The organism is Mucilaginibacter celer (assembly GCF_003576455.2).
Lineage (GTDB): Bacteria > Bacteroidota > Bacteroidia > Sphingobacteriales > Sphingobacteriaceae > Mucilaginibacter > Mucilaginibacter celer.
In genome coordinates this window covers 4,599,552-4,618,324 of record NZ_CP032869.1, presented here as the reverse complement: position 1 = coordinate 4,618,324, position 18,773 = coordinate 4,599,552, and the positions used below count along the sequence as shown (strand labels likewise).

At 42.4% G+C, this 18,773-nt stretch carries 19 protein-coding genes; 13 read left to right on the top strand and 6 right to left on the bottom strand.

Features of this window, described 5'->3' with window-relative positions:
* Window positions 1-108: 108 nt before the first annotated feature.
* The 3 genes from HYN43_RS18805 to HYN43_RS18795 are packed head-to-tail and all read right to left on the bottom strand — an operon-like array spanning window position 109 to window position 3,853.
* Window positions 109-606, bottom strand: coding sequence for a UpxY family transcription antiterminator (locus HYN43_RS18805; RefSeq protein ID WP_119410807.1), 498 nt, complete (start codon window positions 604-606; stop codon window positions 109-111).
* A gap of 37 nt (window positions 607-643) precedes the next feature.
* Window positions 644-3,064: a GumC family protein gene (locus tag HYN43_RS18800; protein WP_119410806.1), complete on the bottom strand. Its 2,421-nt coding sequence runs from the start codon at window positions 3,062-3,064 to the stop codon at window positions 644-646.
* The gene (locus HYN43_RS18795) at window positions 3,065-3,853 is read right to left on the bottom strand and encodes a polysaccharide biosynthesis/export family protein (protein WP_119410805.1); all 789 of its coding nucleotides are present in this window, start codon (window positions 3,851-3,853) and stop codon (window positions 3,065-3,067) included.
* A 105-nt stretch (window positions 3,854-3,958) separates the two neighbouring features.
* On the opposite strand from HYN43_RS18795, the gene HYN43_RS18790 reads away from it, so the two are divergent.
* From HYN43_RS18790 to gap, 3 genes are all read left to right on the top strand, one after another.
* The gene (locus HYN43_RS18790) at window positions 3,959-4,696 is read left to right on the top strand and encodes a glycosyltransferase family 2 protein (RefSeq protein ID WP_119410804.1); all 738 of its coding nucleotides are present in this window, start codon (window positions 3,959-3,961) and stop codon (window positions 4,694-4,696) included.
* Window positions 4,697-4,778: 82 nt separating this feature from the next.
* Window positions 4,779-5,882: an MraY family glycosyltransferase gene (locus HYN43_RS18785; protein WP_119410803.1), complete on the top strand. Its 1,104-nt coding sequence runs from the start codon at window positions 4,779-4,781 to the stop codon at window positions 5,880-5,882.
* 101 nt (window positions 5,883-5,983) lie between these two features.
* The gene (gap, locus tag HYN43_RS18780) at window positions 5,984-7,027 is read left to right on the top strand and encodes a type I glyceraldehyde-3-phosphate dehydrogenase (RefSeq protein ID WP_119410802.1); all 1,044 of its coding nucleotides are present in this window, start codon (window positions 5,984-5,986) and stop codon (window positions 7,025-7,027) included.
* Between the two features lie 61 nt (window positions 7,028-7,088).
* Here gap and HYN43_RS18775 read toward each other — a convergent pair whose 3' ends face one another.
* Entirely contained in the window at window positions 7,089-7,724 is a 636-nt protein-coding gene (locus tag HYN43_RS18775; protein ID WP_119410801.1) for a hypothetical protein, read from the bottom strand.
* A gap of 203 nt (window positions 7,725-7,927) precedes the next feature.
* On the opposite strand from HYN43_RS18775, the gene HYN43_RS18770 reads away from it, so the two are divergent.
* The 10 genes from HYN43_RS18770 (at window position 7,928) to HYN43_RS18725 (ending at window position 17,809) form a co-directional block, all read left to right on the top strand.
* Window positions 7,928-8,362: a GNAT family N-acetyltransferase gene (locus HYN43_RS18770; protein WP_119410800.1), complete on the top strand. Its 435-nt coding sequence runs from the start codon at window positions 7,928-7,930 to the stop codon at window positions 8,360-8,362.
* A gap of 100 nt (window positions 8,363-8,462) precedes the next feature.
* Window positions 8,463-9,653, top strand: a complete 1,191-nt coding sequence (locus tag HYN43_RS18765) for a phosphoglycerate kinase (RefSeq protein WP_119410799.1) — start codon at window positions 8,463-8,465, stop codon at window positions 9,651-9,653.
* A gap of 79 nt (window positions 9,654-9,732) precedes the next feature.
* The gene (locus HYN43_RS18760) at window positions 9,733-10,164 is read left to right on the top strand and encodes a GNAT family N-acetyltransferase (protein WP_119410798.1); all 432 of its coding nucleotides are present in this window, start codon (window positions 9,733-9,735) and stop codon (window positions 10,162-10,164) included.
* Between the two features lie 62 nt (window positions 10,165-10,226).
* The gene (locus tag HYN43_RS18755) at window positions 10,227-10,463 is read left to right on the top strand and encodes a hypothetical protein (RefSeq protein ID WP_119410797.1); all 237 of its coding nucleotides are present in this window, start codon (window positions 10,227-10,229) and stop codon (window positions 10,461-10,463) included.
* Window positions 10,445-10,813 (top strand): PIN domain-containing protein, encoded by a 369-nt coding sequence (locus HYN43_RS30990; RefSeq protein WP_162996544.1) that lies wholly within the window; start codon window positions 10,445-10,447, stop codon window positions 10,811-10,813. Before HYN43_RS18755 ends, HYN43_RS30990 begins: the two co-directional genes overlap by 19 nt.
* Before the next feature lie 152 nt (window positions 10,814-10,965).
* Complete coding sequence (locus HYN43_RS18745) at window positions 10,966-11,361, top strand: hypothetical protein (RefSeq protein ID WP_119410795.1); 396 nt, start codon at window positions 10,966-10,968, stop codon at window positions 11,359-11,361.
* Between the two features lie 194 nt (window positions 11,362-11,555).
* A complete protein-coding gene (locus HYN43_RS18740; RefSeq protein ID WP_119410794.1) occupies window positions 11,556-13,424 on the top strand; it encodes a CocE/NonD family hydrolase in 1,869 nt (622 codons plus the stop codon).
* Between the two features lie 94 nt (window positions 13,425-13,518).
* On the top strand, window positions 13,519-13,938 hold the full coding sequence (locus tag HYN43_RS18735; RefSeq protein ID WP_162996543.1) for a hypothetical protein: 420 nt from the start codon (window positions 13,519-13,521) through the stop codon (window positions 13,936-13,938).
* Window positions 13,939-14,050: 112 nt separating this feature from the next.
* Window positions 14,051-16,519 (top strand): TonB-dependent receptor, encoded by a 2,469-nt coding sequence (locus HYN43_RS18730; protein WP_119410792.1) that lies wholly within the window; start codon window positions 14,051-14,053, stop codon window positions 16,517-16,519.
* A 57-nt stretch (window positions 16,520-16,576) separates the two neighbouring features.
* Window positions 16,577-17,809, top strand: a complete 1,233-nt coding sequence (locus tag HYN43_RS18725) for a PepSY-associated TM helix domain-containing protein (RefSeq protein ID WP_162996542.1) — start codon at window positions 16,577-16,579, stop codon at window positions 17,807-17,809.
* On the opposite strand, the gene HYN43_RS18720 is transcribed toward HYN43_RS18725, so the two are convergent.
* Window positions 17,806-18,306: a GNAT family N-acetyltransferase gene (locus HYN43_RS18720; RefSeq protein ID WP_119410790.1), complete on the bottom strand. Its 501-nt coding sequence runs from the start codon at window positions 18,304-18,306 to the stop codon at window positions 17,806-17,808. The two genes, HYN43_RS18725 and HYN43_RS18720, sit on opposite strands and share 4 nt — an antisense overlap.
* 5 nt (window positions 18,307-18,311) lie before the next feature.
* On the bottom strand, window positions 18,312-18,608 hold the full coding sequence (locus tag HYN43_RS18715) for a type II toxin-antitoxin system TacA family antitoxin (RefSeq protein WP_119411282.1): 297 nt from the start codon (window positions 18,606-18,608) through the stop codon (window positions 18,312-18,314).
* Window positions 18,609-18,773 lie beyond the last annotated feature (165 nt).

Below are 18,773 nucleotides of genomic sequence, written 5' to 3'. Positions count from 1 at the left end.
TTATTAGTTATTAAAAGTTTATGCTGCGGGGGTCACAAACGCAAGTATCTATCTAATATGGTCGCAAATAATAAAATATAATCTACAGACCCAAACAATTTTCTGTTTTTAAAAGCGCTCAATAAGCGAGGCTGCAACATGCACAATAATGGAATAACCGATAGTTTCAAGGCGCAGGATCAGTTGTTTTTGCGATCTGCGCGATACCACTTCGCCCGTCATCCCTTTCAATGCCCCTGCCTTGATGATGATCTTTTCGCCCGGTTGTAAATCCTCTTCTGTTATCTCCAGTTCGTAGGGGCTTGCCATCAGCAATTTAAGCTCGCTGATCTGTTTATCCGGCATAACGGCAGGCTTGCCCGAAAAATAAAGAAAGCGTGCAATGCCTTTGGTCATCAATACCTCGGCCTGTTCGTGCTCGGCAATGTTCACAAACAGGTACGATTTTATGAATGGCTCCTCAACCCACTTTTTACGATCGCTCCATTGCTTAAGTTGGCGATGGAGGGGTAAATAAGCGTTGATGCCTTTAGTTAACAATGCTTCGTATGCTTTTTTTTCGGCCCTTGGGTTGGTGTAAACCGGGTACCATTTGTTTACTGCCATACGCAATTTCTGAAACAGTGTTTATCGGCCGGTTAATTTAAAACCAGCGTTTGGGGTTCCACCATTTTTTCTTTTCATCATCAAGGTAATAGCCCGAGCCTTCGTAGCCGCTGTAATCCGAATAATAGTAATAGCGCGAGCCGGTGTACTCGCCGGTAAACTTGGTGGTGTAATACCTTGAGTGCAGCAGGTCTTCTTCAAAGGCATTTAAAACAATCACCGTGTTGTCCAGCTGGTATTCCTGCGCTATGCGCTGCGGTACCGTGGCTGCATAAAATTTTGATTTGCCCGAGCGGATCACAAACACATTGATATCGCTCATCCTGATAAGCGGGATAGCATCAGATACCAGGCCGATAGGGGCTGTATCGATCATGATTACATCGTACCTTTTTTTCAGTTGTTCAACCAGGGTGTGCATCCTGTTGCTGTGCAATAACTCGGAAGGGTTGGGCGGCACCGGGCCCGAAACAATAAAATCAAGATTGTGCTGCGTGTCTGAGTGAAGGATAATATCATCTACCTCGGCCTGGTGTGCCAGATAACTCGTTAAGCCAACATCGTTAGGCACCTGGAAAGCTTTATGCAAACGCGACCGCCTTAAATCGGCAGCTATCAGTATCACCTTTTTATCAATAAGTGCAAGCGTGCTTGACAGGTTCACGGCCACAAACGATTTTCCTTCGCCGGCTACTTCCGATGTAATGCAGATCACCTTGTTGGCTTTTTCTGATGCAAGGAAGCTGAGGTTGGTACGCACCGAACGTACTGATTCGGCAAAAATGGATTTGGGCTTGCTAACCGCGAGGGCCTGCTTGCTGTTTTCATCAACACTGTCGGGAAACTTCCTGATCACCCCGATTATCGGTATGGAGGTGAGGCTTTCGATAGTTTCCTTATCATAGATGTAAGGATTTAACACCCTGATCAATACAATCATCCCCAAACCTATGGCCAAACCTAAAATAATGGCGGTGCGGTGAATGCTTTGATCGTTGGGCGAAACGGGGGTAAAGTTAGGCTGTGCAAGCTCAATAATGGTTGCTCCCGGCAGGATGCCGGCACGGCTGATCTGCGCTTCGAGCTTTTTTTCGGACAGGAAGGAGTAAACCTTATCGTTAATTTCAAAATCGCGCTGCAGGCTTACCATATCGCGCTGGGCCGCGGGGAGGGCCGCAATGGTGGAATTAACCGCGCCCAGCTGGCTATCAAGATATTGAATGTTTTTTTCAATGCCCGATTTAATTTGCCTGATATTATTGAGGGCGGTGTTTTTAATTTGTAAAATACTTTGGTTGATGTTTTGAATGGGCTGCGAATCGGCATTATAGGTAGATAGCAGCCCGGCCCGCTCGGCTATCAGGTTGTCTAAACGGGTTACAAGCGCTTCGATAGATGGCAGGTTGGTTCCGCCTACGTTAAAATTGAGCGTCACGTTGGCTTTTTCCTTGCTGATTTGCTCAATAAGCTGGTTAAGTGCAATGAGCTGTATTTTTAACAGCGTTTTGTTCGATTCAATTTCGGCGGCTTTGGTGGCCGAAGTGCTTGAAGCCGATGCCACATCAAGAATCTTTGTTTTTTTCTTATAGCTTGCAATCGAACTTTCCGAGCCTTTTACCTCAGTTGAAAGGTAAGCCAGCTGGCTGTCAATAAAATCAATCATTTGCGAAGCCGATTGTGCTTTTTGATTACGATCGAAGGCCAGATACTCGTTCATAATGGCGTTTAACATATCGGCGGCAAACTGCGGGTTCGAGTCGGTTTCCTGTATCGAAATAATGTTCGAGTTTTTTGCCGTTTCGCCGGCGTACAGCCCGCTTTGCACCCGGCCTATAAAATCTTCAGGAATGTTAAACCTGAAAAGGTATATGGTTTTTGAAGGAATAACGCCGGGATATTTTATCCTGAAGCTGGTATTGCCTATCACCACCAGGCTGCCGTAATTATGGTTGTTTTGTATATCCTTACCATTAAGTTGATAACTCAGATTATAAGTTTGCTGGTTAATGGGTTTAAAAGTAATAAGACTATGGTAAAAATTAAGACTATCAAATTTCACCAGGCTAATATCCAGTGGTTTTTGCGGGTAGCTTTCGGTTGTACGTACTCTGCCCGATATGTAAAAGCTTGTGCGGTAATCAATATCCTTAATGGCTGTTAACACCAAACTGCGGCTGGTTAATACAGAGGTAATGCTTTGTATTTTTGATTGCCCACGCTCGGGGGTGGTCATCACCGTAATCAGATCAGATATTTCTGATTTTTTTTCTTCAATTTTTAAGGTGCCCGATGTGGCATATATTTTTGGCGTGTACCATAAATAGGTATAGGATATAGCCGAAGCTATAATTACCGATGCCGCTATCCAATACCAGCGGCTAACCAGTATTTTACCGATTTTAAAATAATCAATTTCCTGGTTGGGCAGCTTTCTCTGTACTTTCTCTAATTCTTCCATTTACCGATGCGAGAGCGTTAAAATAATTAATGCTGTATTAAGCAACAGCAATACAGGTTGCGAAATAATGGATAGGTTTTGCAGTTTTTCGTTACGTATAGCGCGTTTGTTTTGTGCAATATAAATAACATCTCCGTTTTGAAGGATGGCGCGCGGGTCGTTTATTGACTGGAGATCCCTGAGGTTAATTTCGGTTACATCAGGATTAAGCTGATCGCCCCTTATTATTTTTACATTTGCTTCATTGGCTTTTTCTGTAAGCCCCCCTGCCTGGCCTATCATTTCTACCAAAGTAGTGCGGTCTTTAGTTAAGGGATAATTTCCCTGGCTTTTTACCTCGCCAAGCAAGGTTACTTTCAGGTTAACTATTTTTACCTCAATTATAGGGTCTTTTAAAAGATTTTTACGATAAAGATCTTCAATTTGTTTTGCTGCCTCGGGCCGGGTGAGGCCTGCAACCTTAATATGGCCGATAACCGGGAGGGCAACAGTACCATCATCTTCAACCTGGAAGGTTTGCCCCGGCGTGTTTGACGCGCCTCCGCCTCCGTTGTTTTGGCCCGGATTGGGCGATTCATCAACAATATATTTTATGTTTTGCAGGTTTTTTATTTGCAAAATATCCTGCGGTTTAATGCGATAACTGCCTGTTACTGCATCACTGCGTTTGGCAACAGTATCTGTAGTAGATATTTTTTGCTCAAAAAGATACTGGTATTGCTTATGGCCGCAGGATGATAATATTAAAAATGTACAGATAATCAAATAGATAGATATATAATTTCGCATATTTAACTTTAAAGTTCTGGTAATATTTAATATAATTAGGCTGTAAGCTCAAAATTACATAATTTGCGGCTATAAATACCGTGTATTTTACCCAAAGTTGTAAGGTTGAAAATCTCGCTCATCACTATAGTTTATAATGCCCAGGATACCATTAAAAGATGTATCGAATCGGTTATCGGGCAAAATTATCCCGATGTGGAGTATATTATTATCGATGGCGGCTCAACCGACAACACCCTGCAAATAATTAACCAGTATCGCCCGCACATTCACGTTTTGGTATCCGAACCGGATAAAGGCATATATGATGCCATGAATAAAGGCATTGCCCTGGCCACCGGCGAAATTATTGGTACCCTTAATGCCGACGACTTTTTTAATACTGATGATGTTCTATTGTCGGTAGTGCAGGCATTTACCCTTCAGGATACCGAAATTGTGTATGGAAACCTGCATTTTGTAAATCCGGAAGGCAAAATTATCCGTAAGTGGCACAGCAGGCAGTGTGGAAAAACTTCCTTTAATTGGGGTTTTATGCCCCCGCACCCCACTTTTTACTGCAGGCGGCATTTGTTTAAAAAACTGGGTTTTTATCAGCTTGAATATGGTTCGGCCGGCGATTACGAGCTGATGGTAAGATTTATGCATAAACATAAAGTCGAAAGCTTTTATTTAAATAAAGTAATGGTTAAAATGCAAATTGGGGGGGTAAGTAATAAAAGCTTAGCAAACCGTGTTAAAGCCTGGTTATTTGATTTTAGAGCTATGGAGAAAAACGGGGTAAGGTTTCCGGCAGTAGCCCTTGCCTTAAAGCCGCTAAGAAAAATCTATCAATTTCTTTAATTATAGGTTAACCTTTGTTTCCTATATCCGTACAAAAGGTTGTAGAATGAAAAAGCTGATTAATAGAAATACCTTGTAGCATATGCTTGAATTTTTACGCTCTTATCATTTTGTTTATAATGTGCTTATTGTTGTTTTTTCAACTGCAATCACGTTATTATGTATCCCCTCTATATTACACGTTGCCCGCGCCAGGCATTTATATGATGATGTTGGCCATTTCCGCAAGCAGCATGATCATGGCATACCGCGTTTGGGCGGCGTAGCTATTTTTGTAAGCTTTACCATTACCGCCTTATTATTTAGTATTATTGATAAGTCATTACCCCTGAGTTTCCTGCTTACGGCCTGCATTATATTGTTTGCCATGGGTTTAAAAGATGATCTTTCGGGCGTAAACTCAAGTACCAAATTCCTTATCCAGTTTGTTGTTGCTGCTATTCTGGTAATTCCGGGCAATATCCGCATTACAAGCATGTATGGTATTTTTAATATTTCTACCCTGCCCTATATTCCCAGCGTAATATTGTCTGTGCTGGGCATTATGCTCATCATTAATGCATTTAACCTGATTGATGGTATTGATGGCCTGGCTGCAACAACCGGTATTATTGTTAACAGCGCTTTTGCAGCCTTGTTTATTTATATGGAGCAATACGAGCTGGCAGCTATATCGCTGGCCATGGTTGGTGCTATTGCAGGCTTTTTAAGGTATAATATTACGCCTGCTAAAATATTTATGGGCGATACAGGAGCATTGCTTATTGGTCTGTTATCGGCCGTAATGGCTATTAAATTTATGGAGCTGAGCAAAGTTTCGGCGGGTAAATTACCTTTTACTTTTACGGCTCCTGCGTTAACCATTGCTATATTGATAGGGCCGGTTTTTGATACGCTGAGGGTATTCACGCTCCGCATTTTAAAAGGCAAATCTCCCTTCGAGGCAGATCGTAATCATATCCATCACCGCATACTACAACTTGGTTTAACGCATTTGCAAACCACCATGATACTGGCCGGTATCAATATCGTATCTATTGTTGTGGTACTGACGTTAACAGAGGTTAGCAATTCATTACTTATTGTATTGATCCTGCTTCTTTCAGTATTCTTTAACTGGATGATCACTTTTTTTATCCGCTCCAAAGAACGGGAGAACCTGGCGCTGCGCAACCTGTTTGTATAGCTTTTTCATGCCGGGCATAGTGTAAGCACTGTGTAGTATTCCGTTAAAATAAGCCCGTATAAGTTGTATGTTCAGTAACTTTGTTGCTTTCTGAGCATATCATGAACATAGCTATAAACGGATTTGGCCGGATAGGCCGTATTTTTTTAAGGAATATTTTAGCGCAGCCAGAGATCCGCGTGGTTGCCATTAATGATCTGACCGATACGCAAACCCTTGCGCATTTATTAAAATATGATTCTGTTCACCGGGGCTTTAAGGGTACGGTTGATTTTGATGACAATAACCTCATTATAAACGGCAAAAAGATACAGGTACTGGCCGAACGCGATCCGCTTAAGCTGCCCTGGGCTACCCTTAACATCGATTTGGTAATTGAATCGACAGGTAAATTCACCTCCCGGGCCGGGGCCGGAATGCACTTAACCGCCGGTGCTAAGCAGGTAGTCATCTCCGCCCCATCCTCAGATAAAAGTGTGCCTACGGTTGTATTGGCTGTTAACGATGATACAGTCGATCTGCAGGCGTCCATACTGTCGAACGCCTCATGTACAACTAATAACGTGGCTGCCATGGTAAAAATACTTGATGAAAACTGGGGGATTATTGATGGCTATATCACCACCGTACACTCTATGACAGGGGATCAAAATCTGCACGATGCACCGCATAAAGACCTGCGCCGGGCACGAGCCGCCTCGGCATCCATCATCCCTACCACTACAGGCGCGGCCAAGGCTATAACCGCTATTTTTCCGCATTTAGACGGCCGGCTTGGCGGTGCCGGGATCCGCGTACCGGTACTAAACGGTTCACTGACTGATTTTACCTGTAGCCTCAAAAAACAACCCTCCATAATAGAAATTAACGAAGCCTTTAAACAAGCCGCCGCCGGCCCGATGAAAAATGTGCTGGAATATACCGAAGATCCGATCGTATCAACAGACATCCTCGATAACCCGCACAGCTGCATTTTTGATGCCCAGCTTACCTCTATTGTTGGCGGACTGGTAAAAGTGGTTGGCTGGTACGATAATGAAATGGGTTACAGCAGCCGCCTGGCCGATTTGGTGATGAAGATTGCTGAGTTGGAAAAAACAGCCGGCGTGAAAAGTCCCTATCTTCCGGAGAGGGATTTAGGGTGAGGCTAAACAATAAAGCCCTCCTGCTTTCACAGTGACGGCTTTGTCAGTTAATAGGTGTTAATTATTTTTTGTAAAGAATAGTAGCCGTTGTTTTGGTAGTATCCGAGTTTTTGCCATTGATATAGTAGTATGATGAAAAGCCAATCACCTCGCTGGTTTGCTTCATTATATTGGTTTGCGCTTCAACAGCAAGGCCGTTTTGTTTATAGGCTTTCGAAAATATAATCAGTCTTTCAAATACCAGTCTGGTGAATTTTTTACCATCAATAGTTACCGTAGACGCTGATTTAATAGCCACATTATTTAGGTTGTCGTCCAGGTAGTTTGTTGCCAACTGATTTTCTTTGTTAACTGTGGTGAAACTAAAGTTTGCGAGGCTTGATTTAGAGAAATCTTCTTTAAAATGTATTGCCGATGAGTTTTGATAATCATCAGGATTTAACAGCAGGTTTACTTTTTCGGTATAATTTAAATAAAGGGTATCGTTGCTTACTTTGGTATTTACCTCTTGTATGGCAATATCAAGTTTTACTGGTGCCGATGCGGTGCCCGAACCTGAACCTGAACCTGAACCCGACTCCGTATTGGTGTTATTTCCCTTTGAAGGGTTAGGTACTACATCATTTAATTTTTTACAGCTATAAAGGCTTGTAGTTACGGTAGCGGCTATCAATAGGCGTGTAATAAATTTTTTCATGTCAATTTTAATTATCAGGGTTTTTGCAAGGTATTTTGCAACAACTATGCCTTACTCCTTTTGGGTGTGAATACTAATTGAGAGGTAAAATATTTTAACTATCAGATTGAATGTTTAACCGCATATTGCAAATTGTGGCGTGTAATTGTTGATTTAGTGGGATAAAAATTCCCCACTCGTTTATTTTTTTCATTTTTGCCCACATGATAAAGTTTATAAAGGTTGATGAACTGTTGCAGCTGCGCAACGAAGTGTTGCGTAATGGGGTGCTTACACCCGATGAATGCCGTTTCCCATCAGATAACGTAGATGGAAATTTTCATTTGGGTTATTTTATAAATGATGAACTGGCCTGCATTGCTTCATTCCATCCCCAGGCTTATGGTGATTATACCGGCACCGGCTACCAGCTAAGAGGAATGGCCACCACCGAAAAATACCGCGGCCAGGGTCTGGGCAATCAACTTGTAAAATTTGCTTTAAATTATTTGCGTCAACAGGGGGCAGATTACCTGTGGTGTAATGCCCGCGAAAAGGCTGTACGGTTTTATGAAGGGTTAGGACTTGAAATTATTTCGCCCCAATTTGAGGTGCCAGGCATTGGGCCGCACTATGTAATGTATGTTAAAATAAAATGAAATTTTGCCGGTTTTTAGCAGCTTTTTTACTTTTTCCTTAAGAATTTAGAATTAAAATGCTGAATTTGCGCCCGTCCAATACAATGACCCTTTAATAAGTATGAAAACAGTAGATCAAATTAGTTTTGCCGGTAAAAAAGCCCTTATCCGGGTTGATTTTAACGTGCCTCTTGATGAAAATTACAATATAACCGACGATAACCGCATGACGGCTGCTTTGCCAACCATCAAAAAAATCCTTAAAGATGGCGGTAAAGTTATCCTGATGTCGCACCTGGGCAGACCAAAAGATGGTCCGACAGAAAAATATTCATTAAAGCACCTGGTGCCTCATTTATCCGATCTGTTGGGTCAGCAGGTTCAGTTTGCCGATGATTGCATTGGCGAACAGGCTGTTGAAAAAGCGAAAGCTTTAGGCAATGGCGAGGTTTTATTGTTAGAGAATCTGCGTTTTTATAAAGAAGAAGAAAAAGGTAACGTTGAGTTTGCCGAAAAGCTTTCAAAATTAGGCGATGTTTACGTAAACGATGCTTTTGGTACAGCACACCGTGCCCACGCTTCAACTGCCATCATCGCACAGTTTTTCCCTGAAGCCAAATACTTCGGTTACCTGATGGCTGCCGAGCTGAACAATGCCGAAAAAATATTGAACGATGCCCCTAAGCCATTCACAGCTATTATGGGCGGTTCGAAAGTATCTGATAAAATTGAACTTATTGAGCGTTTGCTTGATAAAGTTGACAACCTGATTATCGGTGGTGGCATGGCTTATACCTTTGCCAAAGCTGATGGCGGCGAAATTGGTACTTCGCTGGTTGAAATGGATAAACTTGACCTGGCCCTGAGCCTGAGGCAAAAAGCAAAAGAAAAAGGCGTTAACCTGTTATTGCCTTTAGATAATATCATTGCCGACGCGTTTTCGCCAACTGCCAACACAGATATTGCTAAAACCGGCCAGATCAAAGCAGATTGGATGGGCCTGGATATCGGTCCTGAAACGGTTGAGCTGTTTAGCAAAGTGGTTGAAGAATCAAAAACCATTTTATGGAACGGCCCGATGGGAGTGTTTGAAATGGAAAAATTTTTAGGCGGTACCAAAGCCATTGCACAGGCTGTAGCTAAAGCTACCGAAAACGGTGCCTTTTCGCTGATTGGTGGTGGTGATTCGGCCGCAGCTGTAGCTAAATTCGGCATGACCGATGAGGTAAGCTATGTATCAACCGGTGGTGGTGCTTTGCTTGAGTATATGGAAGGTAAAGAATTGCCGGGCGTTAAAGCAATTAACGACTAATTATTTAATGCATTATATTAATGAAGGCCCGGTTGTGATAAACAATCTGGCCTTCTTTGCATTAGTTTAAATATAAAATATGGCTACCGATATCAGCATCCGTCCGTTTATTGAGGCCGACAGGCAGAGGCTCAGCGAAATTTATCTGCTTTGCCGCATCCAGGCATTTTATTGGTGCGATAGTGAGCAGTTTCATCTCGAAGATTTTAATGCTGATACCGAAAGTGAAGAGGTATATGTGGCCTTATCGGGCAATGAAATAGCCGGTTTTATTGCCGTTTGGATTCAGGATTCATTTATTCATCATTTGTATGTTGATGCTGCTTATAGGGCCGGTGGAATAGGGAAGGCGTTATTGGCAATGGCGGTTGAAAGGTATCCTGCACCGCTTAAGTTGAAATGCCTTGTTAAAAATGAAGCGGCTTTTAGCTTTTACAAGTCACAGGGTTGGCTGGTTGTTGGTGAGGGGAGTGATGATTTGGGGGATTATTATTTGATGGAGTATCGATAAGCCGAAGCTGCGGCTGATTGGTTTTTCATTTAAAAATCTTAACTTTATATAAAAAGAGAGCCATGCCGGAAGTTGTTGTAAAATATAAAAAAACAAAAACCCTGAAAATATTAAAGCAGTTAGCAGAGTATCTTGATTTTGAGGTGTCGGATCCGAAAAATAAAGCTTTTAAGATAAAGGGCATAACCATCACGCCCGGCGAGGGCGTTATCAATAATTCGGAAATGGAAGCAATTTTTTCAGATAGAAATTTAGATGCTGCTGAATTAAGAAGAAAAGCGTGGCAACGAACAAAGTAATCTGCGACACCGATGTGCTAATTGACTATTGGAATACTAATGAGGTTAGGCACGTAGCCACCAAGCAGATCATTGACAATATAATCGGCCGAAATAATGTTTGGATATCTGCAATAACCCAAATGGAGCTTCTGGTTGGCGCTTTTAATAAAGCAGAGTTAGTAAAAATCAATAAAAATATTAGTACGTTTACAGTGATTGGCATTGGCGACGAGATTGTTAGCAATGCTGTTCAGCTTATTAAACACTATTCCTTAAGCCCACGGTTTAGCCTTGCCGGATGCTATTATTGCAGCAACTTCTATAGAATTAGATTTGAAGCTTTTTACTTACAATGTAAAGGATTATAAATTTATCGACAGCATTAAATTATTTGAAACGGTAAATAAAATATAAGTGTAAACCATTGTTTTCAGTACTTCAAAACTTTAGCCATTAATAATAAAAGATTATTTAGCTAAAAAACAACGGCCAGTCCTGCCTGTCATTTCAGATTTCATAGATGAGATGGTTTGACGTTAAAAAAACAATGATTTTAGTTGATTTATATACGGAGAATTACATAGGAGAACTGGAGGCTGTTTTAGTTGAAAGGAATTGGTCTGATCAGATAATTTACGAGTTGAAATTATTTCAAGCTGATTTTAACAGCATTGTCGATTGGATCCCTTATAATGAAACCTCACATTCTGAAAACCCGGTACGAATCTTAAATCTCGATTTGAAATGGGGGGCTGATTTTTCACAAGTTACGAGACTCCAGGAATTTTATGATCAATTAGTGATGATTGAAAATGATTATAACTCTGAAGATGCTGAAGTTTATCATGCTATTAAAGATATATGTTGGTCCACGCTTCAGCATAATAACAGGCTGTTTATTAAAATAAATAGTTAGTTTGTAGAGGCACAAGTCATCCCAGCCTCATCCCGCCCACAAGACTTGCGCCAGACGCGTGGATAATTCGGATAACTGTGACCCTCCCTGAAAAATATCGTGTGAAAATTCTTTGTTACCATATATCGAATATCCAATTGCTTTTTGCCCTTTATACTTTAATAAACTACTTTTGATTTGACTGATAAAATTTTATGAAGAAAAATCTACTTTTTGCTTTCTGCCTTTTGCTTTCAGCCTTAGGCGCGTTCGCTCAGCCAAAATCGCCTGATGCGGAATATATCAAAGCCAATTATCAAAAATACGAGTATCAAATCCCGATGCGCGACGGTAAAAAACTGTTCACATCAGTATACGTACCCAAAGATCAAACCAAAAAATATCCCTTCATGATGGACCGTACGCCCTACAGCGTTGCACCTTACGGTACCGAACTGTACAAAGGCAGCCTTGGTCCATCACCATTATTCGCGCACGATGGATACATTTTTGTTTACCAGGATGTACGCGGCCGCTGGATGAGCGAAGGTATTTATGAAGAGATGACCCCCGAAAGGGAAGATCATAAAACCAACAAGGATGTTGACGAAGGCACCGATACCTATGATACTATCGACTGGCTCCTGAAAAACATTCCGAACAACAATGGCAAGGTAGGGGTATGGGGTATTTCGTATCCCGGCTTTTATACCACAACTGCCTTGCTAAGCCGCCACCCTGCATTAGTGGCCGCCTCGCCGCAGGCACCAATTGCCGATTTATACCGCGATGATGCTTTCCATAACGGCGCCTTTATGCTGGTTGCCAACTTTGGTTTTTATCCCGGCTTTACCAACAGGCAGGATGATAAGCCAACCCAGCGCCGCGGCAAAGGTTTCGACCCTGGTACCGAAGATGGTTATGATTTTTTCCTGAAAATGGGTTCGGTAAAAAACTCCAATACAAAATACTATAAGGATACTATCCGCCTGTGGAATGAAATGCTGGATCACCCTAATTATGATCAGCATTGGAAAGACCGCAATGTGCTTTATCACCTTCACGATATTAAAACGGCCGTGCTGGTAACCGGCGGCTGGTATGATGCCGAAGATTTATATGGCGCCATCAATACCTACAAAACTTTGGTAAAAGAGAATCCTAAAACACCGGTGTATTTTGCCATGGGCCCATGGGTACATGGTGGTTGGGCCAGGGGAGAGGGCGATCATTTAGGTGATGTTGGCTTTGGTGGTCCTACCGGTCCGTTTTATCGTGAAAAAATTGAGTTTAACTTCTTCAGCCATTATTTAAAAGGAACCGATCTGGATTTGAAACCGGTATCAACTTTTGAAACAGGTGCTAACGAGTGGAAAAACTACAACACCTGGCCGCCAAAAGAATCGACAGAGAAAAACCTTTACTTTTTACCGGGTGGCAAGCTGTCGTTTACTGCTCCGGCAACAGTTGCCAATACTTTTGATGAATTTGTATCCGATCCTAAAAAACCGGTGCCGTTCATCAACAGCATTGATATGGACATGAAGCGCGAGTACATGACCGCCGATCAGCGTTTTGCTTCGCAACGTCCGGATGTATTGACCTATCAAACCGGGGTGTTGGATAACGACGTAACCTTAGCCGGTAATATCTGGGCTAATTTAAAGGTATCAACCACAGGCACCGATGCCGATTGGGTAGTAAAGGTGATTGACGTTTATCCCGATTCGACAAAAAATACCAAATGGGCAGGTAAGGATGTGTACCTGAGCGGCTACCAGCAAATGGTACGCAGCGAGGCTATGCGTGGCAAATTCCGCAACGGTTTTGATAAACCGGAAGCTTTTGTGCCCGGTAAAGTAACCCCGGTAAATTTCGAACTTCAGGATGTGTTGCACACCTTTAAAAAAGGCCACCGCATTATGGTGCAGGTGCAAAGCACCTGGTTCCCGCTTATCGACAGGAATACCCAGCAGTTTCAGGATATTATGAAAGCTAAGGATACCGATTTTAAAAAGGCCACGCACAGGGTTTATACCTCAAAAGCAAGCCCGAGCTATTTAAAAATAAGAGTAACCGAGTAAGCAAATTTTATAAAACGCAACAAGCCCCGTGAATTTTCATGGGGCTTGTTGCGTTTACAGGGTGATGTGCGTAAATCATTATAAAACAATTGCCATGTATAAATATTTGTTTCTTTTGTTGCTGATAGCCTTAATGCCGGCTTGTAAAAAACATAACCAAAATGGGTGTCCGGCTAAAGCCTGTACCTATGTGTTTGCTTCTATTTCAGTAAATTTTGTTGATAAGGATGGAAAACCGGTGCCGGCAAAAGATGTAAAAGCGATTAACAAGCGTACCGGCAAGCAAATTATCGCAAGCAGTAACGGTCCCGCGGTTCCGGGTGTTGGCCCCAATATTTTCACCATCGCTACGGATAACAATAAAAATGAATTTTCTGCTGATGGCGATGATGTGGAACTTACTGCTACCAATGCTACAACTAATCAAACTAAAATCACGTTGTTCAAAATTTCGGGAGGCTGCAACTGCCATATTGATAAAGTGTCTGGGCCAGAGAAGATTGTGCTTGAATAGATACAGACCGGCGTTTGTGTGGTTGTTGTTATTTAAACTAATTATAAATAAAGCTTGCAGATAGCGTTCGTTTTTTTACTTTTGCGCTTAATTAGACTCAATCTAAATAAAAATGCAAAAAAACTTATACCACTACCTGCACAAAATTACACTCCTTGTTTTATTTCTCTGTTCTGCAATACTGATAGCAAAAGCCGAAGATGACGGCAGCAACGGCAAAATAACCGGCGTTGTTAAAACCAGCGACGATAAGCCTGCTTCATTCGTAAACGTAGCCATTAAAGGCCTTAACAAAACCACCACCACTACTGATAATGGTACTTTTGCCTTTAATAACGTAAAACCCGGCACCTATACGCTGGTAGCATCATACGTTGGTGCCAAAACCGAAGAGCAATCGGTTACGGTTTATGCCAACAAAACTACCACGGTTACTTTTAAGCTTAACGAAAGCTCGGCCCAGCTGGATGAGGTTGTGATCTCATCAACCAAAACCATTAACCGTAAAAAACTGAACATTGGCAAAATGAACGTTGCGCCGATGGATCTGCCGCAAAGCGTTACCGTAATTGGTAAGGACGTACTTGAGCAGCAGCAATCACTGCGTTTAAGCGATGTGATTAAAAACGTAAACGGCGTATACCTATACAGCGCACGCGGTAATACCCAGGAAACTTTTGCAGCCCGCGGTTATAACTTCGGCAGTACCAATATGTTTAAAAACGGCTTCCGTGTTAACTCGGGCGTAGTACCTGAAATCAGCTCATTGGAGCGTGTGGAAGTATTAAAAGGCAGCGCTGCCTTATTATACGGCAACGTTGCACCGGGCGGCATCCTGAACATGGTAACCAAAAAACCATTGTTTGAGCAGGGCGGCCAGGTATCCATGACTTATGGCAGCTATGATCTGTACCGCCCATCGTTTGATGTTTACGGTCCGATATCATCCAAACTGGCTTACCGCGTAAACGGCACTTACGAAAATGCTAATAGCTACCGTGATAACGTAAAATCAAAGCGCGAATACATCAACCCATCGTTCTTGTATAAAATAAGTGACAAAACAACCCTGATTGTTGAAGGTGACTACCTGAACTACGATTTTACCCCCGATTTTGGTACCGGCCAAATCAATAACGTAATTGCCAAAGTGCCGCGTAACAGGTATTTGGGTGCATCATGGTCTACCGGTAATACCAAGCAAACTACGGCTACCGCAACTATCAACCACCAGCTTAACAGCTTATGGCAATTAAGCGGCGGCTTCTCATACCAGCACTTTAACCGCCAGTACCAAACCACCGAGCGTGTATTGCCCGATGCCAACGGCGATTGGGGCCGTACTCTTAACCGTGCCGAAACGCTGGAAGATTATTACACCGGCCAGTTTAACATTACCGGCCAGTTTAACACCGGCGCAATTAAACACAATATTTTAGCCGGCGTTGATGCCGATTGGTACCGTAACAATGCTTATACTTATGTAGCTACGGTAAACAAAGTATCAAGCAACATTGACCAAAACGGGACTTTACAAAAAGCAACTCGCGATACGATCAATATTTTCGATCCGAATAAATACACCCTCCGTACCGATAAACCTCAGATGAATCCGTTTTACAGCATCCTTACACCCACAAACCGTTTTGGTGCTTATTTTAATGACCTGATCAGTTTGTCGGAAAAATTTAAAGTGTTGGCTGGGTTGCGTTGGTCGTACCAGTATATATCGCCAACCAATGTAACAAGCTATACTAATATTTCCGGTGTAGTGCCGGCGCAGGCAGCAGGTAAAGAAGATAAAGCTTTTTCACCAAGAGTTGGACTTGTTTACAAACCTTTAGACAATACGGCTTTGTTTGCCAGCTACTCCAATTCATTTATAGTAAATACAGGTAGCGATGTAAATGGCAAACCTATCGATCCATCATTGGTTGACCAGTACGAAGTTGGGGTTAAGAATGATTTCCTTAACGGTAACCTGTCGGTAAATTTAACTGCGTACCGTATTAAAAACAATAACCTGGCACAGCCGGCACCCTTCGCCTTAGATGGCGTTACACCGAATACCAATGCTAATATTAAAGTAATAGGCGGGGCTACTAAAAGTGATGGTGTCGAACTGGATATCGCCGGTCATCCGGTTAAGGGTTTGGATATATTGGCGGGTTATAGTTATACCAATGCCAAATACACCAAAGCGGGTACTGCCCCTGGTAGCAATTTTGCAGGTCAGCCTTTGCTGAACGTTCCTAAGCATACAGCAAATACAAGTGTATTTTACACCTTTTACAATGGTGATTTAAAAGGCTTTAAAGTAGGTGCATCTATGTATTACTTAGGTAACCGCGTTGCAGGTAATGCCAATTTGGTTGGCCAACCCCAAACCATTTCGCGCTTGGTATACGTGCCGGGCTTTACCACTGTTGATGCATCTGTGGGTTACAGTTACAAAAAGCTATCCATTATTGGCAAAATATCAAACATTGGCAACGTGCTTAACTACAACGTGCACGAAAATTACAGCGTTAACCCAATACCGCCGCGCCAGTTTTTAACTACGCTAACGTATAAGTTTTAAATAAAGTGATATTGACCGGGTATGATAAACATACCCGGTTTTATAGTTTATAGCCCCATGAAAGTATTTTTCCGCACCATTCATCTTTATTTAAGCCTCGCCGCCGGGGTAATTATTTTTTGCTCCTGCTTAACCGGTACTATGCTGGTGTTTGAAAAGGATATCCAGCAGGCTCTGCACCATAACCGCTATTTTGTAGAGCGGGGGCAAACGCGGATCCCGCTGTCGGCCATCAAAGCAACACTAAAAAACGAATTACCTAAAGCCAAATTGCTCTCGCTAATGGTGTATACCGATCCGGAACGATCGATAGAGGCCAGCGTGTTTTTGCCCGAAAAAAAGGAGAAAAAGGAGGGCGCACCCGCACCGGAAAAAAAAGCCGGAGAAAAAAAAGGCGGCAAAGACGATAAGCCCAAAGAAGCCGACAGGGCCAACCTAACCGTGATGATAAACCCTTACACCGGGCAAATTATTGAACAGTTTAACCGCCGGGAAACATTTTTGTATTCAGTAGAGATGTTTCACCGCTTTTTATTGGGCAAAAGGGATAGTGTAGGCGATTGGGTGATCAGTATTTCAACCCTGTTTTTCCTGGTGATACTAATAACCGGTGTAATACTATGGTGGCCAAAAACCAAAGCCATCACGAAACAAAGGCTCAAAATAAAATGGGATGGCAGCGGTAAGCGCCTCACTAATGATTTGCATATCGTTACCGGTTTTTACACTTCGATATTTTTGATCATTATTTCGGCCTCGGGTTTGGTCATGACTTTTAAATGGGCTAACAATACACTGTTTTTCCTTACGGGATCAAAAGTGGTTGGTAAAGAGGATACCAAAGCGCCTTTATCCGTTTATCAGCCGGGCATTAAAGCTTTAAAGCCGGAGCTTGCCGCAGCTTCACTAAGTGATAAAATTGCCAATGCCGAATCTTATTCGGTTAAGCTGCCAAAAGACACCGCCGCTGCTTATATTTTCAGCGTGCTCAAAAAAGGATCTGTAGAATTGGCAACGGATGTTTATTACGTAGATCAATACAGCGGTAAAATAGCAGGATCGGTTATTTATGCCGATAAAAACCTGGGGCAGCGCATTAGGGGCGTGATCAAACCCATTCATACAGGTTCTATTTATGGCTGGCCCACTAAAATTCTGGCTTTCATAATTTGTTTGGTATCTCTTATTTTCCCGGTAACCGGGGTAATGATGTGGCTAAACAGGATAGGTGTGGGTAAGAAAAAGAAGAAAAAGCCTGTGCGCAGCAGAACGGCAGCTGTTCCGGCTTAGGTAAAAAGCTGCGCTACCGTTTGCATTGGAAGAAACATTTTACCCGAATCAGGAAGTTTAATAAAATCATATTTTGAATAGAAATTTGTCGCGGCTTCGTCAATCGGATCAACTACTACAGCCATTGATCCTATGTATTCAACCGAGGCTGTAAAACTCTTTTTTAAGGCATCGATCAATAGGTATTCTCCTAAACCCTGTCCTTTGTATTGCAGGTCAATGGCCAATCTCCCTAACAGTGTAGCTGGCAGGTTGTAGTAGGATGGGGGCATTTTTTTGCGTAGTTCTTCGGGTATTGCTTCTCTGGCAATGCTGGTGTTGGATAAGGTATAGTATCCAATCACCCTGTTGTTGTCAATTATTGCAGAAACGGCGCAAAGCTTTCTTTTTACATCTTGCCCGGCCTGTTTGTGCAGGTAATTATTTAATTGTTCGTTTCCGCAATCGAAGTTTTTCTTATCAAGCCCGGAGTTCAGTGCTACAATCTGGTATTTCATTAAGCTTACTCAGGTAAATTGTTTAGTAGATTGTAGCGCTCAACAGCTTTTTGCAAATTTCTCCCAGGCTGCTGCGGATTCATGATCGCATCAAAAAAAATCTCTTTATCTCTCTCCGATGCTAAAACAGCTTCGTGTTGTTCGATAATACTTTTTGCTTTTTCATCCGCAGTTGAGATCACAAAATGGCTCAGTGTTCTGTACCCACCTAATTTAGCCGCGCGCTCAAAGGTTTCTTTCTGAGCTAACGTTAGCTTTGTATCGAATCTCGCTTTTTTCTCTGTTGCATCTACTTTTCCCATTGCCTTCGTTTTTAATATTATAAATGTACGGAAAAAATCCGTATTATTAAATGAAATATTTGCGAAACGGTAATTGCGCATCGGCCAGCGTTAGGGATTGTAGTGTAAAAGCCCACAGCGCGGGCGGGCATGCGGGCTGGCAAGGCGAGGACTTGCAACGGAAAG

Bases quoted from the DNA above. Each gene is read 5' to 3' on its own strand.
- HYN43_RS18805 (WP_119410807.1), bottom strand. From the start codon at position 606: ATGGCAGTAAACAAATGGTACCCGGTTTACACCAACCCAAGGGCCGAA.
- HYN43_RS18800 (WP_119410806.1), bottom strand. From the start codon at position 3,064: ATGGAAGAATTAGAGAAAGTACAGAGAAAGCTGCCCAACCAGGAAATT.
- HYN43_RS18795 (WP_119410805.1), bottom strand. From the start codon at position 3,853: ATGCGAAATTATATATCTATCTATTTGATTATCTGTACATTTTTAATA.
- HYN43_RS18785 (WP_119410803.1), top strand. From the start codon at position 4,779: ATGCTTGAATTTTTACGCTCTTATCATTTTGTTTATAATGTGCTTATT.
- gap (WP_119410802.1), top strand. From the start codon at position 5,984: ATGAACATAGCTATAAACGGATTTGGCCGGATAGGCCGTATTTTTTTA.
- HYN43_RS18775 (WP_119410801.1), bottom strand. From the start codon at position 7,724: ATGAAAAAATTTATTACACGCCTATTGATAGCCGCTACCGTAACTACA.
- HYN43_RS18770 (WP_119410800.1), top strand. From the start codon at position 7,928: ATGATAAAGTTTATAAAGGTTGATGAACTGTTGCAGCTGCGCAACGAA.
- HYN43_RS18765 (WP_119410799.1), top strand. From the start codon at position 8,463: ATGAAAACAGTAGATCAAATTAGTTTTGCCGGTAAAAAAGCCCTTATC.
- HYN43_RS18760 (WP_119410798.1), top strand. From the start codon at position 9,733: ATGGCTACCGATATCAGCATCCGTCCGTTTATTGAGGCCGACAGGCAG.
- HYN43_RS18755 (WP_119410797.1), top strand. From the start codon at position 10,227: ATGCCGGAAGTTGTTGTAAAATATAAAAAAACAAAAACCCTGAAAATA.
- HYN43_RS18745 (WP_119410795.1), top strand. From the start codon at position 10,966: ATGAGATGGTTTGACGTTAAAAAAACAATGATTTTAGTTGATTTATAT.
- HYN43_RS18740 (WP_119410794.1), top strand. From the start codon at position 11,556: ATGAAGAAAAATCTACTTTTTGCTTTCTGCCTTTTGCTTTCAGCCTTA.
- HYN43_RS18735 (WP_162996543.1), top strand. From the start codon at position 13,519: ATGTATAAATATTTGTTTCTTTTGTTGCTGATAGCCTTAATGCCGGCT.
- HYN43_RS18730 (WP_119410792.1), top strand. From the start codon at position 14,051: ATGCAAAAAAACTTATACCACTACCTGCACAAAATTACACTCCTTGTT.
- HYN43_RS18725 (WP_162996542.1), top strand. From the start codon at position 16,577: ATGAAAGTATTTTTCCGCACCATTCATCTTTATTTAAGCCTCGCCGCC.
- HYN43_RS18720 (WP_119410790.1), bottom strand. From the start codon at position 18,306: ATGAAATACCAGATTGTAGCACTGAACTCCGGGCTTGATAAGAAAAAC.
- HYN43_RS18715 (WP_119411282.1), bottom strand. From the start codon at position 18,608: ATGGGAAAAGTAGATGCAACAGAGAAAAAAGCGAGATTCGATACAAAG.